The 15056-nt window shown below is 60.5% G+C and carries 12 protein-coding genes; 8 read left to right on the top strand and 4 right to left on the bottom strand.

The window, feature by feature from the left end; genetic code table 11:
- Window positions 1–54: 54 nt before the first annotated feature.
- Window positions 55–594 (bottom strand): sigma-70 family RNA polymerase sigma factor, encoded by a 540-nt coding sequence (locus tag Q0K06_RS05740; RefSeq protein WP_294549774.1) that lies wholly within the window; start codon window positions 592–594, stop codon window positions 55–57.
- Window positions 595–830: 236 nt separating this feature from the next.
- Here Q0K06_RS05740 and Q0K06_RS05735 point away from each other — a divergent pair, with 236 nt between their 5' ends.
- Window positions 831–1553 (top strand): DUF4367 domain-containing protein, encoded by a 723-nt coding sequence (locus tag Q0K06_RS05735; protein ID WP_294549771.1) that lies wholly within the window; start codon window positions 831–833, stop codon window positions 1551–1553.
- An 86-nt stretch (window positions 1554–1639) separates the two neighbouring features.
- Here Q0K06_RS05735 and Q0K06_RS05730 read toward each other — a convergent pair whose 3' ends face one another.
- Both Q0K06_RS05730 and Q0K06_RS05725 read right to left on the bottom strand, forming a co-directional pair.
- Window positions 1640–2962 carry a GHKL domain-containing protein gene (locus Q0K06_RS05730; RefSeq protein ID WP_294549848.1) on the bottom strand — a complete coding sequence of 441 codons (1323 nt, stop codon included), beginning with the start codon at window positions 2960–2962 and terminating at the stop codon, window positions 1640–1642.
- A gap of 22 nt (window positions 2963–2984) precedes the next feature.
- A complete protein-coding gene (locus Q0K06_RS05725) occupies window positions 2985–3701 on the bottom strand; it encodes a LytTR family DNA-binding domain-containing protein (protein ID WP_294549768.1) in 717 nt (238 codons plus the stop codon).
- 193 nt (window positions 3702–3894) lie between these two features.
- Between Q0K06_RS05725 and Q0K06_RS05720 the strand changes: the two genes are divergently transcribed.
- Entirely contained in the window at window positions 3895–6909 is a 3015-nt protein-coding gene (locus Q0K06_RS05720; RefSeq protein ID WP_294549764.1) for a glycoside hydrolase family 3 protein, read from the top strand.
- A 72-nt stretch (window positions 6910–6981) separates the two neighbouring features.
- On the opposite strand, the gene Q0K06_RS05715 is transcribed toward Q0K06_RS05720, so the two are convergent.
- Window positions 6982–7725 (bottom strand): M23 family metallopeptidase, encoded by a 744-nt coding sequence (locus tag Q0K06_RS05715; RefSeq protein WP_294549761.1) that lies wholly within the window; start codon window positions 7723–7725, stop codon window positions 6982–6984.
- Between the two features lie 226 nt (window positions 7726–7951).
- Here Q0K06_RS05715 and Q0K06_RS05710 point away from each other — a divergent pair, with 226 nt between their 5' ends.
- From Q0K06_RS05710 to Q0K06_RS05685, 6 genes are all read left to right on the top strand, one after another.
- Window positions 7952–8584 carry a TetR family transcriptional regulator gene (locus Q0K06_RS05710; RefSeq protein WP_294549758.1) on the top strand — a complete coding sequence of 211 codons (633 nt, stop codon included), beginning with the start codon at window positions 7952–7954 and terminating at the stop codon, window positions 8582–8584.
- A gap of 12 nt (window positions 8585–8596) precedes the next feature.
- Window positions 8597–10291, top strand: a complete 1695-nt coding sequence (locus Q0K06_RS05705; RefSeq protein WP_294549755.1) for an HlyD family efflux transporter periplasmic adaptor subunit — start codon at window positions 8597–8599, stop codon at window positions 10289–10291.
- Window positions 10288–11040 (top strand): ABC transporter ATP-binding protein, encoded by a 753-nt coding sequence (locus tag Q0K06_RS05700; protein WP_294549753.1) that lies wholly within the window; start codon window positions 10288–10290, stop codon window positions 11038–11040. Before Q0K06_RS05705 ends, Q0K06_RS05700 begins: the two co-directional genes overlap by 4 nt.
- Entirely contained in the window at window positions 11037–12209 is a 1173-nt protein-coding gene (locus tag Q0K06_RS05695) for an ABC transporter permease (RefSeq protein WP_294549749.1), read from the top strand. The genes Q0K06_RS05700 and Q0K06_RS05695 overlap by 4 nt, the downstream gene beginning before the upstream one ends.
- Window positions 12210–12223: 14 nt before the next feature.
- Window positions 12224–14083: an S-layer homology domain-containing protein gene (locus Q0K06_RS05690; protein ID WP_294549746.1), complete on the top strand. Its 1860-nt coding sequence runs from the start codon at window positions 12224–12226 to the stop codon at window positions 14081–14083.
- 278 nt (window positions 14084–14361) lie between these two features.
- Window positions 14362–15056 (top strand): DUF1846 domain-containing protein (locus Q0K06_RS05685; protein WP_294549743.1); only part of this gene is annotated, 695 nt, incomplete at its 3' end.

Here is a 15056-nt window from a genome sequence, read left to right as displayed (position 1 = left end):
TAGTGTGAAAGAAAACCGTCAGGGTTGTCTTTCGCGTGCAATCAAACCACTTTTTCAAACTTTTTTAAAGGTTGAAAAAGTGTAACAGCCTGCCTGGTCTGCCGCAATGAGCTTGTATGCAGCCTTTCTTGCCCGGCTCAATGCCATACGGACGCTGTCGGACTTTATGCCGAGCGCCGTCGCAAGTTCGGCTGGGGTCTTTTCCAGAATATAATACCCTTCAAGCAGGTATTTGCTCCGGTCATCCAGACGAGCCCATACGCGGGACAGAGCGGAGAAGTCTGCCTTTTCCAGAATGATGCGCTCCACCTCATGCACAGCGCCCCAGCTGAGGTCGGAATCCTGGACTTCATCAAAGGAGCTGTCAGGTCCGCGACGTGCCTTTTTCCGCATGTAATTAAGGGCGGTGTTTCTGGATGTGGTAACCACATAACTGATGCGCTGAACGTCTGTCCGGCTCTTCAGCAGTGGAATTTTGTCAATCAATTTTACAAGGGCGGACTGCATGACGTCTTCCGCTGCCCAGTCGTCCCGGACGATGTTCCTGATGGTGCTGTACATAAGCCGCTGATAGCTCATATACAGGTTCTCCATAAATGCACGGTCGTCCTCATCTTCAATGGCAAGGATACAGATTGGGATCACAGTATTTCCTTCTTTCTGTGGGGAATCCGGTATCGTATTTGGGGGTGGAAAAGCATGCGCGCTGCGTGGATAAAACGGGGAGATGGCTCTTCTAAACGCGCATAAAGTGTGTTATGCTGAGTCTGAGACGGCAAAATGAATGATACAAAGTATCTGTACGTCTGTGCAGAGAAAGGGGACGTCCCATGACGCGACGTGAAGAGTTATATGAGAGATACCAGGACGCTCTGTTTGCACTCCTGATGGAGGAAGTGTCTGAGGTACAGGGCAAAAAAGCGCTGGAGGAAAACGAACGATTGAATCAAGACGCCCAGGCGGAAGTTCCGCCTGAAATTTCCGCCAGGTGTATGGACTGTATCAGAAGGGCATTCAGAAGGCAAAGGACTGTGGCTGCCAGAAGAACAGTTCTTCGGCTGTCACGGGGGATTGCGGCGGTCCTTCTGGCGGTGATGCTCCTCTTTACCGGAGCGTTCGCGTTTTCGGACTCCTTTCGCTCCGCAGCGCTGAATCTGTTCATTGAGTATTTTGGAGACCGGATTGATTTTAACTTCAGGCACTCAGAGGGGACCGGAATGCAGATTCAGGTGGGATGGGTGCCGGAGGGACTTGAGCTGACGGAAAAAATAGAGGAGTCCACGAACACAGTCTACATTTATATCGGAAAAGCCGGTCAGAATCTGACGCTGGCATTTTACCAGACAGAAGGAAGCTCGTTCAGCTTTGACAGCGAAGATGCGGATGAGGTGACGGATATATCCATCAACGGCAGGCAGGCGCTCCTGATTGTAAAGGGAAATACAGTACAGATTATACAGGTTACCCCTGATAAATCGATGCTTATCTATGTTACCGCAGAAAACGTTGGTAAAAGCGATGTCATCAAATTCGCTGAGTCGGTCACCTATTGAAGCTTCGCCTGATTCCTGCGTGCAGTGGCAATAGGCTTATTGCGGTCCGCCCCCGGCATTGCCGGGGGCGGATTTCTCTGCCCTCCTCAGGGGCGGGTCAGCGGCAGCATAACCTTTACGGTGAAGAAGCCCTCCTCCACGCTGTAATGGAGGATGCCGTCGCACCGCTCCACCGCCTGGGAGACGATTTTCATCCCAAAGCCGTGGGCGCTCTTGTCGGCCTTGGTGGTATGCAGGTCGGGGTTTTCCGCCAGCACGTCCCGGCTGACCTTGTTGCGGATAACGCACACCAGATACTCCTGCACGCACTTGATGGTAATCTGGAGCAGGGGGTCCTCCTCCTTCCGGCTGGCCTCAATGGCGTTGTCCAGCAGGTTGAGGAGGATGGTGCACAGGGCGTCCTCGCTGACGGCCAGGCTGGTGGGCACCACCACCTCGGTGCAGGTACGGATGTGGTGCTTCCGGGCCTCGCCCAGCTTCCGGTTGAGCAGATAATCCATGAGGGCGTTGCCTGTCTCAATCTGGTTCAGGGCGGCCAGGTCCTCTCCTGTTACCCTGTCCAGATAGGCGCTGAGCTGGTCGTACTTCTCCTGCTTGAGCAGGGCCTGAATGTAGTAATAGTTGTTTTTCAGCTCGTGCCGCTCCTTCTTCAGCTGTTCCTGGAGGGTGAGGGAGAAGCGAAAGCGGGTCAGCTGGGCCTGGGTCTGGGTGAGCGCCTGGTCCAGCCTGCGCAGGTTTTCATAGGAGCGGATGATAAGAGAGAGGACGTAGTAAATCACCGGCAGGTTGGTGATGACCACTGCCGAGATGATCTGGAGTGAGTAGTTCAGCAGGGCGGGGCTGTTGGTCACCAGCACATAGGCTATCAGCAGGCTCACCGGAAAATAGAGAGATATAAAAAGCTGGCTGGGGGCGAAATGGAGGGAGGTGTCCACGGGAAATTTGCGGAAGAGCAGGATGAGCAGTACCAGCAGCAGGCACAGTACCAGTTCGCTGCCCACGTCCAGAACGGCGTAGAGCCGCTCCGGAAGCAGGGACTCCCGCTCGTAGAGAGGCTCACACACCATCTTGAAGAGCTGGACAAAGGAGACATAGAACACAATGTAGATGAGCTGAAAGAGAAAGGCCTTGTGCAGCAGGAAATGGGCCAGCACCAGCTGCACCAGAATATTGCACAGGAAATAGTACCAGTAGGGCTGCACATAGGGCGTGGTGGAGGGCAGGGCGTAAATCGGCAGGGAGGGGAGATTCATCATGGCGAAGTAGACGGCGGTAGACAGCAGCACATAGAGCCAGCCTCTGAGCCAGCGCCGCTTGGGGCCGCAGAGCATATAGATAGTGCAGGAGAGCAGGGCGAAGTTAACGATACCGTCCAGGGCGACCAGACGGTAAAAGCGGTAGAAGGACATAAACAAAGCACAATCCCTCCCGTCAGTTGGTGCTGTATTGGAGAAACTGCTGCTTGACCGCCTCCAGCTTGCCCCGGCTGATGGGGAGCTCCGTCCCATTGCTCAGCCGCAGGCTGCTCTTGCCAATGTACCGAATGGCCTCGCAGTTGACCAGAAAGCTGCGGTGAGGCTTGAGAAAGGGCCAGGGGACCAGCTGCGCCTCCAGGTCCATCAGCTTGCAGCGCAGAACGGTCTCCCCCTCGGCGGTGACCATGCGGCAGTCCTTCCGCTGGGCCTCCACATACAGCAGCTTGTGGACGTCAAAGGAGTAGATGTCCCCGGACAGGGGCTCCCGGATCTGGAGCATGTGCCGTTCCGACTGCCGCAGGCGGGTGAGCAGGGCGTCGGCCAGGGCGTCCAGCTGCCTGTCGTATTGGCTTTTTCGGACAAAGCGGAAGGGCTGAACCTCGAAGGTCTGAAAGACCAGCTCGTCCTTCTGGGAGAGAAAGACCACCAGGGCGTCAGGGGACTGGGCACGGATGCGGCGGCAGACCTCAATGCCGTCCAGACCGGGCATCTCGATGTCCAGAAAAATCATATCGTAGTGGTAGTGGGACTGGTACATGGCCAAAAACCGGTCTCCGGAGGGGAAGAGGTCGAACCCCACCGACACGTTCCGCGCCTGGAAGGCGTCAGCCAGGGTGGTCCGAAAATAATCCCGGATAACGGCGTCATCCTCCACAATGGCGGCCTGATACATAAAATCCCCTCCTTTTCCTCCAGTATAGCACAGGACAAGGCGGCGCTGTCAACGGCCCCTTGCTGCATTTCGTACCCTATTTGCGCCTTTCGTACCGATTTTCAAAAATGGGGAAAAAGCGTGCTAGAGTAGGGGACGAAAGGAAGCGTGCCCGTGCCCGGGTAGCTCCCGCAGACATGAAGGAGGAACGGAAATGGAACAGAAAAAGAAAGGCAGAACCGTCGGCGCGGTACTGCTGGTCATCCTGCTGGTGCTGGCCGTTGTGGTCAACGTGGTCCTCACCGGCCCGCTGTACACGGTCATGAACATGTACTTCGGCAAGGGTGACGCCATCATCGAGGAGAACGAGAGCAGTGCCGGCATTGATGGCAACTACTACACGTCCGACTATGCCAGCGCCGAAGAGCTGCTCTCCGCCAGTGAGGAGCTGGCCCAGCGCATTGAGGGCGAGGGCATCGTGCTGCTGAAGAATGACAACAGCGCCCTGCCTCTCTCTGACGGCGAGCGGGCGGTGTCCCTGTTCGGCCGTACCAGCGTGGACCCCATCTACACCGGTGCGGGCAGCGCGGCTACTGAGAGTAGCCCGGTGGACTACAAGACCGCCCTGGAGGAGGACGGCTTCTCCGTCAACCCTGACCTCTACGACTTCTACGCCAACCACGCCATCTCCACCACGGTCAATAAGGTGACCATGCCCACCGGCATGGGTGACATGCCTGTGGAGTACACCGGCCGCGGCTTCATCTCTTCCATGGGCTCGGCCATGTTCATCAACGACATCATCGCCGAGGTGCCCGTCCAGGACTACCCCGACAGCCTGAAGGACTCCTTCACCTCCTATAATGGCGCGGCCATCGTGTTCATCGGCCGGGTTGGCGGCGAGGGCTGCGACCTGCCCACCGACATGAGCGACTACGCCCCCCGTGAGGAGGACAAGGACAAGACCTACCTGGAGCTGAGCAGCATCGAGGAGGAGATGCTCGCCTACGTCAAGGAGCAGGAGGACGCGGGTGTGTTCAGCAAGATCATCGTGGTGTGCAACACCGCCAACGCCATGGAGCTGAGCTTCCTGGAGGACGAGGCCTACGGCATTGACGCCGCCCTGTGGGTGGGCTGCATCGGCGACCAGGGCGCCCGGGCCCTGGCCGACGTACTCACCGGCGAGGTGACCCCCTCCGGCCGGACCGTGGACACCTATGTATACGACCTGACCAAGGACCCCTCTTTCCAGAACTTCCAGGAGCTCTACTACACCAACGTGGACGGCTCCATCGGCGGCTATGAGTCCGGCTCCTTCATCGAGTATGAGGAGGGCATCTACGTGGGCTACCGCTACTACGAGACCGCCGCCGCCGAGGCTCTGGCGGGCAACTACCCCGGCTTTGACTACGACACCGCCGTCCAGTACCCCTTCGGCTACGGCCTGTCCTACGTCGACTTCACCATGGAGTACGACGACGCCCCCACTTACGCTGACGGGACCTTTACCTTCCACGTGAAGGTGACCAACACCAGCGGCACCTGCTCCGGCCGTCAGGTGGTGCAGATCTACGCCGAGGCCCCCTACACCTATGGCGGCGTGGAGAAGTCCAAGGTGGTGCTGGTGGCCTTCGGCAAGACCGAGGAGCTGGAGCCCGGCGCCTCCCAGACCCTGACCCTCACCGTGCCCGCCGAGGCGCTGGCCTCCTATGACTATAAGGGCGAGGGCTGCTACGTGCTGGACGAGGGCGACTACACCTTCTACCTCAGCGACAACGCCCACAGCTGGGCTGAGCTGACCCAGGGCGACGGCAGCAGGGTATTCACCCAGCGCCTGGAGAAGGTGGTCTACAACGGGGACAACAAGCGCCCCTCCGACGTGGTGGCCGCTGTCAACCAGTTCGACCAGGTGTCCGACGTGTTCACCGACACCCCTGTGGAGGGGGCGCCCCTGAACATGACCCGTGCCGACTTCGCCGACACCTTCCCCACCGCCCCCACCGCCGCCGACATGGAGGCCGAGGAGGCCATCAAGACCGACCTGGAGACCGTGTTTGACGAGAACACCGACCCCACTCTGGGCAATATGGAGGGCAGCCTGGTGTATACCGACCAGATGCCCGCCACCGGCGTCTCCAACGGCCTGACCCTCATCGACCTGCGGGGCAAGGACTATGACGACCCCAGCTGGGACCTGCTGCTGGACCAGCTGAACATGAGCGAGGTGGCCAACATGCTGGCCAACGCCGGCTACAACACCGCCGAGATGCTCTCTATCGGCAAGCCTGCTACCCTGGACTACGACGGCCCCATGGGCTGGTCCACCTGGGTGAGCGCTGCCGGCGGAGACGCCGTGTGCCTGGGCTTCCCCGCCGAAGAGGTGCTGGCCGCCACCTGGAATGAGGAGCTGGCCTATGAGATGGGCAAGATGGTGGGTGAGCAGGGCCTGTACAACGGCTTCAACGGCTGGTACGCCCCCGCCATGAACACCCACCGCTCCGCCTTCGCCGGCCGCAACTACGAGTACTACTCCGAGGACGGCCTCCTGTCCGGCAAGATGGCAGCCCGCGAGGTGTCCGGCGCCATGGAGAAGGGCGTGTACTGCTACCTGAAGCACTTCGCCCTCAACGACAAGGAGGACGGCCGCAACGGTATGGCCACCTTTGCCAACGAGCAGGCCATCCGGGAGATCTACCTGAAGCCCTTCGAGCTGTGCGTCAAGGAGGCCGCCGCCACCATCCGCTACACCGGTGAGGACGGCCAGATGACCAGCAGGGAGATTAAGGCCGCCACCGCCATTATGAGCGCCTACAACTGCATCGGAACCCAGTGGGCGGGCGGCAACTACGGCCTGATGACCCAGGTGCTCCGCAACGAGTGGGGCTTTGAGGGCGCCGTCATCTCCGACTACTACGGCGGCAACCCCTATATGGACCCCGACGAGGGCGTGCGGGCCGGCAACGACCTGATGCTCAACACCTTTGCCGACGGCTCCCTGTCTGACACTTCCTCCGCCACCGGTGTGGCCGCCATGCGCAACGCGGCCCACAACGTGCTCTATATGGTGGCCAACAGCAACGCCATGCAGGGCATCACCTCCGGTGTGACCATCCGCTATACGCTGGCCGGCTGGCAGAAGGCCCTGATCGCCGGCGATGTGGTGGTCGCTGTTATCGTGGCGGCGGGCGCAGTCCTGCTGCTGCGGAAGAGAAAGACCGCCAAGGCCTGAAGCGCTGACAAAATCTCGCCTCTTTATAAAAAACAGGGATGGCACAGCAAAAGCTGTGCCATCCCTGTTTTTTTACTTCACGTCCGGCAGATACTCCAACGGGTCCACATAGGCCCCGTCCTTCATCATGGCCAGATGGAGGTGGGAGGCGGAGAGACTCTCGGCCTTGGCGGTACTGCCCACCGAGCCGATAATATCCCCGGTAGTGACCACGTCGCCCACCTCCACAGTGGGCTGCTCGGCCAGATTGGAGTAAACGCTCACCATGCCGTTTCCGTGGTCGATGGTGACGGTTGTGCCCATAAAATAGTCCTGCTCGATGGCGGAGACGGTGCCGCCGGCGGCGGCCTTCACCTGAATCCCCAGGCCGGCGGCAATATCCACCCCGTTATGGGTCCGCCAGTCCCCCATGGTGGGGCTGAAGACCTGCTGATCCGGGGAGAAGGCGTTGAGCACCGCGCCCTTCACCGGCCAGGTGTACACGGAGGAGGTGACCACCTCAGAGGGCTTGGGCGTGGCGGAGGGTGTGGTGCTGGCGCTGGGGGTGGGAGTGGGTGTCGGCGTGGGCGTGGGCGAGGGGGTGGCCGGAATGGTCGGCTTCACCGCGTCCACGGTGGGGGAGGGGGAGAGGCTGGGCGTGGGGGTGACGGTGACCTGAGCGGTTCCGCCTGCCGGGGCGGCGGGATCGTCCCCGCCAAGGGTAGAGAAGAGGTAATAGCCCGAAATTCCAATTGCGGCGACGCAGAGGAACAGGACTATGTAAAAGCCCTTCCCCGCCATGAAGTCGCTGAAGCGGTCAGTCCATGTTTTTTTCATTGTGACGCTCCTGTCCTAAGATTTGAGGGGGCCGGAGCTCCCTTCGCGTCCTATTGTGGACAAGGGAGAGGAAGAATATACATGATAATACAAAAAAAGTAAAATAGGCATGATAATATGGAACGGCGGAAATGTAAACAAACTTAAAATTTTCCCGGCACTGAATTGACACATGACAACCTGTCAGCTATCATGTCTGAGAGATTATCAGATGCGGAGGGATGAGATGCCGAGCACTACATTCTTTAATCTGCCGCCGGAGAAGCGGGAGAAGCTGCTCTCTGCCGCCCGGGCGGAATTTGCCCGGGTGCCCTATGCGGAGGCCTCTATCAACAAGATGATCCAGGCGGCGGATATTCCCAGGGGCAGCTTTTATATGTACTTCCGGGACAAGAAGGAGCTGTTCCTATACCTGATGGGCGAGTACGGCCAGCGGCTCATAGCCCTGATGGAGAAACTGCTGGAGCGGCGGCAGGGAGATATTTTTGCCGCATTTTTAGATCTGTTTGACCGGATTCAGGCAGAGTACCGGGACCCGGAGAAAAAGGAGCGCTACCAGCACATTATGGGCATTGTCCGCAACAACAGCGGCGTCCAGCTCTTCTCTCTGCTGGGGATGGAGGACTGGCTGCCTATACCGGGGCGCCTGGTGGAGTGGGTAGACCCAAGGCTGCTGGACCTGCGCAGCGCCGACGATCTGGAAAAAATATTCTGCATCCTGATAGACGTTACCGGCCAGGCGGTGCTCCGGGGCATCCAGGCAGAGGACCCGGCGGCGGTGCGGAGCAGTTACCTGCGTATGTTGGACATCTTGAAGCGCGGCATGGCGAGAAAGCAGCCTGAAACACAGCACGAATAAAGGAGAATCAGCATGGAAAGCACAAAAATCAAAGAAGCGGCGCCCCAGGCGCCGGCTGCCGTGAAAAAGCCGGAATTCAAAATTCCAAAGCCAAAGAAAAAGCGCAGATGGCTCAAGGTGCTGATTGTGCTGGTGATTCTGGCGGCGCTGGCGTTCTGGTTTGTGGTGCGGCCTCTGATGAGCGCCTCCAGCCAAATTGAGAACATGCTCTATCAGACCGGCACGGCGGAGTACCGGGATCTGACAGTCTCGGTGTCGGGCACCGGCACAGTGGAGCCCGCCGACTCCTATCAGGTCACCGCTCTGGTGAAGGGCGAGATTCTGGACGCCCCCTTTGAAGAGGGGGACCGGGTGGAGAAGGGGGACGTGCTCTATCAGATTGACGCCTCCGACGTACAGAACTCCATCGAGCGGGCGGAGATCTCGGTGGAGCAGGCCCGGCTGAGCTATCAGAACGCCCTGGACAGCAGGGATGATGCCGCGGAGAACACCGACGTGAAGGCCAGCGACACCGGCGTGATTCAGAAGCTGTACTGCGAGGCCGGGGACACGGTGGCTGCCGGTACGCCCATTGCGGATATTTTGGACCGGGACACCATGAAGCTGACCATTCCCTTCCACTCCGCCGATGCAGCAGCTCTCTACGTGGGCGAGAGCGCCACAGTGTATGTGGACGGCACCGCCGAGACCCTCCAGGGCACAGTGGAGTCCATCGCTCCTGTGGATCAGGCGGGGACGGGGGGCACCCTGGTCCGGGAGATCACCATCGCCGTCCCCAACCCGGGAGCCCTCTCCGACCAGAACACCGGCACCGCCTCGGTGGGCGGGGCGGACTGCGCGGGCACCGGTACCTTTGCCTACGCAGCTCAGTCCACCGTTACCGCCAGGACCAGCGGCAAGCTGGAGTCCCTCACCGTCTCTGAGGGGGACCGGGTGACCAAGGACCAGATTATCGGCGCCTTTGAGGCCACCGATATGGACAGCCAGATCAAAAACGCGGAGCTCAGCCTCCGTTCCGCGGAGCTGAGCCTCCAGAGCACCAAGGATCAGCTGGAGAACTACACCATCACCTCTCCCATCTCGGGCACGGTGATTGAGAAGAATTACAAGACGGGGGATAACCTGGACACCTCTTCTGCTGCCGCAGGCTACCTGGCGGTTATCTACGACATGTCCAGTCTCAGCTTCACCATGAACATCGACGAGCTGAATATCGGGCAGATTGCTGTGGGCCAGGAGGTGAACATCACCACCAAGGCCCTGGAGGGCCAGGAGTTTACCGGCCATGTGAGCAAAATCAACATCAACGGCACCACCATGAACGGCGTCACCACCTATCCGGTCACTGTAGAGATTGACGACCCCGGCGACCTGCTGCCCGGCATGAACGTGTCCGCCAAGATCCTGGTGGAGCACGCCGAGCATGTGCTCTCCGTGCCGGTAGAGATGGTGGGCCGGGGCAACGTGGTGCAGGTGTTGCCTGCCGACGCCTACGACAAGGACGGCAACCCGGACTACTCCCGCCTGGTGGAGACGCCGGTGGAGCTGGGCCGCAACGACGACCAGTACATTGAGATTCTCTCCGGCCTGAGCGAAGGGGACACGGTGGTGTACAAGATGGAGCAGACCAGCCTGTTTGAGCAGATGATGGGAGGCATGGCCCAGTCCGGCGGGGCGGCGGCCTCTGTGACGGTGACCGCGCCATGATTAAGTTTACCGACGTCTACAAGATTTATCAGATGGGCGACACGGCGGTCCACGCCCTGGACGGGGTGTCCTTTGAGATCAGCGACGGGGAGTTCGTGGCCATTGTGGGCCAGTCCGGATCGGGCAAATCCACAGCCATGAACATCATCGGCTGTCTGGACGTGCCCACCAGCGGTACCTATGAGCTGGCAGGTGTGGATGTGTCCACCATGGACGACGACCAGCAGGCCGTCATCCGCAACAAGATGCTGGGCTTTATCTTCCAGCAGTACAACCTGATTCCCACCCTCAACGTGCTGGAGAACGTGGAGCTGCCCCTGCTTTACGGCGGCATGCCGGCCTCCGAGCGGCGGTCCAGGGCCATGAAGGCCCTGGATATGGTGGGCCTGAGCAGCAAGTACAGAAACCGGCCCAACCAGCTCTCGGGCGGCCAGCAGCAGCGGGTATCCATCGCCCGGGCGCTGGCGGGCAATCCCGGCGTCATCCTGGCCGACGAGCCCACCGGCGCCCTGGACTCCCGGACGGGCCGGGAGGTGCTCTCTTTCCTCCAGCAGCTCAACGCGGCGGGACACACCATTGTGCTTATCACCCATGACAACTCCATCGCCGTCCGGGCCCAGCGGATTATCCGCCTCCAGGACGGGCGCATCATTTACGACGGCGACGCCCACGACCCGCGTGCCGTGGTTCAGCCCACTGAGAGCGGCGCGGAGGAGCCCGCCGGCTTCGGAGAGGAGGATGAGGCATGAGCTTTTCCCAGTCCTTCCGCCTGGCGGTGAAGAGCCTGGCCACCAGCAAGATGCGGGCGCTGCTCACCATGCTGGGCATCATCATCGGCGTGGCTGCCGTCATTATCATCATTTCCCTGGGCGACGGCATGAACGACATGATTAACTCCGAGTTCGAGAAGATGGGCACCAACCTGCTCCAGGTTCAGATTATGGGCCGGGGCACCGCCCAGAACATCGGCGAGGAGGAGATGTACGCCCTGGAGGACGAGAACCCGGACTGCATCGCCGCCATGAGCCCCAGCGTCAGCTCCGTGGCCACGGTGAAGCAGGGCTCCGAGACCCTGAGCACCACCCTCACCGGCGTGGGGGAGGAGTATATCGCCGTCAAAAGTCTGGAGCTGAGCCAGGGGCGGTTTATTCAGTATATCGACACCGCCCGGATGCAGGACGTGTGCGTCATCGGCTCCTATGTCAATGAGGAGAGCTTCAACGGCGCCGGTCTGGGGGAAACCCTGAGCATCAACGGCAACGAGTATACCATTGTGGGCGTGCTGGCCGAGCAGGCGGACAACACCTCCTACGGCGGCGACAACTCGGTCTACATTCCCTACACCAACGCCACCCGGCTCAACGGCAACGCGGTCATCAGCCAGTACCTGTTCACCGCCACCAGCGAGGACACCAACGCCCGGGCCAAGGCGGTGATTGAGAGCAGGCTGGAGCAGTTCTACGGGGATGATGACTACTACATGGTCATCTCCATGAGCGAGATGATGGACATGATGGGCAATATCCAGGGCACGGTCATGACCGTCCTGGTGGCCATCGCCGCCATCTCCCTGCTGGTGGGCGGTATCGGCATCATGAATATCATGCTGGTGTCGGTCACTGAGCGCACCCGGGAGATCGGCATCCGCAAATCACTGGGCGCCAAGGGCAAGGATATCAGACGGCAGTTTATCATTGAGGCGGGCACCACCTCTGTGCTGGGCGGCATCATCGGCATTGTGCTGGGCGTGTCGCTGGCCGCAGTGGCGGGCAATATTGTGGGGATTACCGCCAAGGCCTCCCTGTCCGCTATCCTGATTTCCACTGGGGTGTCCCTGGCGGTGGGTGTAATTTTTGGCTATCTGCCCGCCAACAAAGCCGCCAAGCTCAACCCCATTGACGCCCTGCGCTACGAGTAAAGGAGCATACAAAGATGAAAAAACGGATTATTTGCGCGCTGATGTCCGCCGTCCTTGTGCTGGGACTGGCCGCGCCCGCCTTTGCCGCCCAGGCCCAGGTCACGGTGGACGAGGCCGCCCAGGTGCTCTCCGCCCTGGATATCATGACCGGCGATGAAAACGGCGACCTCCACCTGGACCAGCCCGTCACCCGGGCGGAGTTCACCAAGCTGACCGTGGCCGCCTCCTCCTGGGCCGACAGTGTTGGCCCTGCCGCCAGCATCTCCCCCTATCCCGATGTGCCCAAGACCAGCTGGGCAGCCCCCTATATCCAGGTGGCCCAGGAGAAGGGCATGGTCCGGGGATATCTGGACGGCACCTTCCGCCCCGACAGCCAGATTCAGCTGGTGGAGGGGGTGTCCATGGTGCTCTCCCTGCTGGGGTACGCCAACGAGGACTTTTCCGGCGCCTGGGGCTCGGGACAGATGGCCATGTACCAGTCCCTGGAGCTGGACCGGGGGGTCACTGCCGGCAAGAACGACCCCATGACCCGGCAGGACGCCCTGTGGCTGTTCTACAATCTCCTCACTGCGCCCACCAAGACCGGACAGATCTACCTGACCACATTAGGCCACAGCCTGACCGCCTCCGGCGAGATTGACCGGGTAGCCCTGATTAACTCTGCCATGGAAGGCCCACTGGTGGCGGAGGGAAACTGGCAGGCCTCGGTGCCCTTCTCCCTGACCACCGCCACGGTGTACCGGGACGGCAAGGAGGCCCAGCTCGCTGACATTCAGAGCCTGGACGTGGTATACTATTCCAAGCCTATGCACACCCTCTGGGCCTGGTCGGGCAAGGCCGCCGGCACCATTCAGCAGATTAGCACCACGGCCAACCCTACATCCGTGACGGTAGGCGGTCAGACCTATGCCATTGAGACCGCCTCGGCGGCCTACGACCTGTCCGACCTGGGCTCCTTTCAGGTGGGGGACAGCGTCACCCTGCTGCTGGGACGTACGGGCGGCGTGGCTGCCGTCCGTATCTCCAACGGGAGCAGCGCCGCCGTTTACGGCATAGTGACTGTCATTGGCGCCGGAACCTACCAGGATGCCGGCGGCCACACCTACACCGCCGATACCATCACCCTTACCGCCACTGACGGCAGCACCTACCGCTACCGCTGCGACAACGCGGACAAGACCTTCGAGCCCGGCGACCTGGTCCAGGTTACCGGCGGCACCCAGGTCAGCAGGCTCAGCTCCGCCTCCCTCACCGGCAGGGTGAGCGCCGACGGGACCTCCATCGGCAGCTATGCCCTGGCGGCCAACGCGGAGATTCTGGACACCTGCGGGGATACTCAGACCCTCCGGGTCTACCCCAGCCGTCTGGCCGGCGTGAACCTGACCAGCGGCATGGTGCGCTGGTACTCCACCAACGCCCAGGGGGAGATCGACCGGCTGATTCTCAACGACGTCACCGGAGACCTCCACCAGTACGGCGTCCTCACCGACGTGACCGAGCAGGCCATGGGCATGCTGCTCATGAGCAGCTATGTCTACGACATTGCCGGAGTACCTGGGGTATACACCAGTCAGACAACCATCTGGAATCTGGAGAAGGGACCCTGCCAGGTGCGGACGGACGGCAAAGAGGTGGAGCGGATCTATAACCTGACCGGTGTGGCACTGACGGCGGTGGACGGCAGGACCGCCATGGCGGGTACCCAGACCTGGACCATCTCCGACAGCGCAGTGGTATATGAGTACCGGGACAAGAATTACTACCTCTCCGACCTGAGCCGGGTGTCCGGCGGCGGCTATGACCTGACGGGCTACTATGACAAGGCCCAGAACCAGGGAGGCCGCATCCGGGTTATCATCGCGGAGGAAAATTGACAGAAAACAGGAGCCCTGAACCAAACGGTTCAGGGCTCCTGTTTTGACTGAGCCTGGAATGGCGGGGAATGTCAGCACCCGAAAGGCGCACAAAAATTCCCGGCGCTATTGGTCGTTCTGACAAATCGGGATGCCGGGCGGGAAGGTGCGTTGTTCTTTGAAGGGAGATGTGATATACTAATTTAGTTATGTGTTCTCAATTGGAATGAAACGTTTGATTTTTAGATGGAACAGAGAGGATGGGAGGGCGCGGCGCTGCGGCGCGCCGGGCCGGAAGGATGAACAAGATCGGATTTGACAACAAGAAGTACCTGGAAATGCAGTCCGCCCACATCCGGGAGCGGATCAGCCAGTTCGGCAACAAGCTGTACCTGGAGTTCGGCGGCAAGCTCTTTGACGATTACCACGCCTCCCGGGTGCTGCCCGGTTTTGCACCGGACAGCAAGATCCGCATGCTCAAGGAGCTGCGGGACTCCGCCGAGATCGTTATCGCTATCTGCGCCAACGACATCGAGAAAAATAAGGTTCGGGGCGACCTGGGCATTACTTATGATGTAGACGTGCTCCGCCTTATCGACGCCTTCCGGGGCGAGGGACTGATGGTGGGCAGCGTGGTGGTCACCCAGTACGCCGGCCAGGCCGCCGCCGACGCCTTCCGCACCCGGCTGGAGAGCCTGGGCGTCAAGGTCTACCTCCACTATCCCATCGCCGGTTACCCCCACAACATCGGCCTCATCGTCAGCGACGACGGCTACGGCAGGAACGACTATATTGAGACCAGCCGTCCCCTGGTGGTGGTCACCGCCCCCGGTCCGGGCAGCGGCAAGATGGCCGTGTGCCTGAGCCAGCTCTACCACGAGTACAAGCGGGGGGTCAAGGCGGGCTACGCCAAATTCGAGACCTTCCCCATCTGGAACCTGCCCCTCCAGCACCCGGTGAACCTGGCCTACGAGGCCGCCACCGCCGATCTGGG

The sequence above is a fragment of the uncultured Pseudoflavonifractor sp. genome, from assembly GCF_944387805.1.
Taxonomy (GTDB): Bacteria; Bacillota; Clostridia; order Oscillospirales; family Oscillospiraceae; genus Pseudoflavonifractor.
The sequence above is the reverse complement of the archived record's forward strand: the minus strand, read 5'-3'. Positions and strand labels throughout refer to the sequence as shown.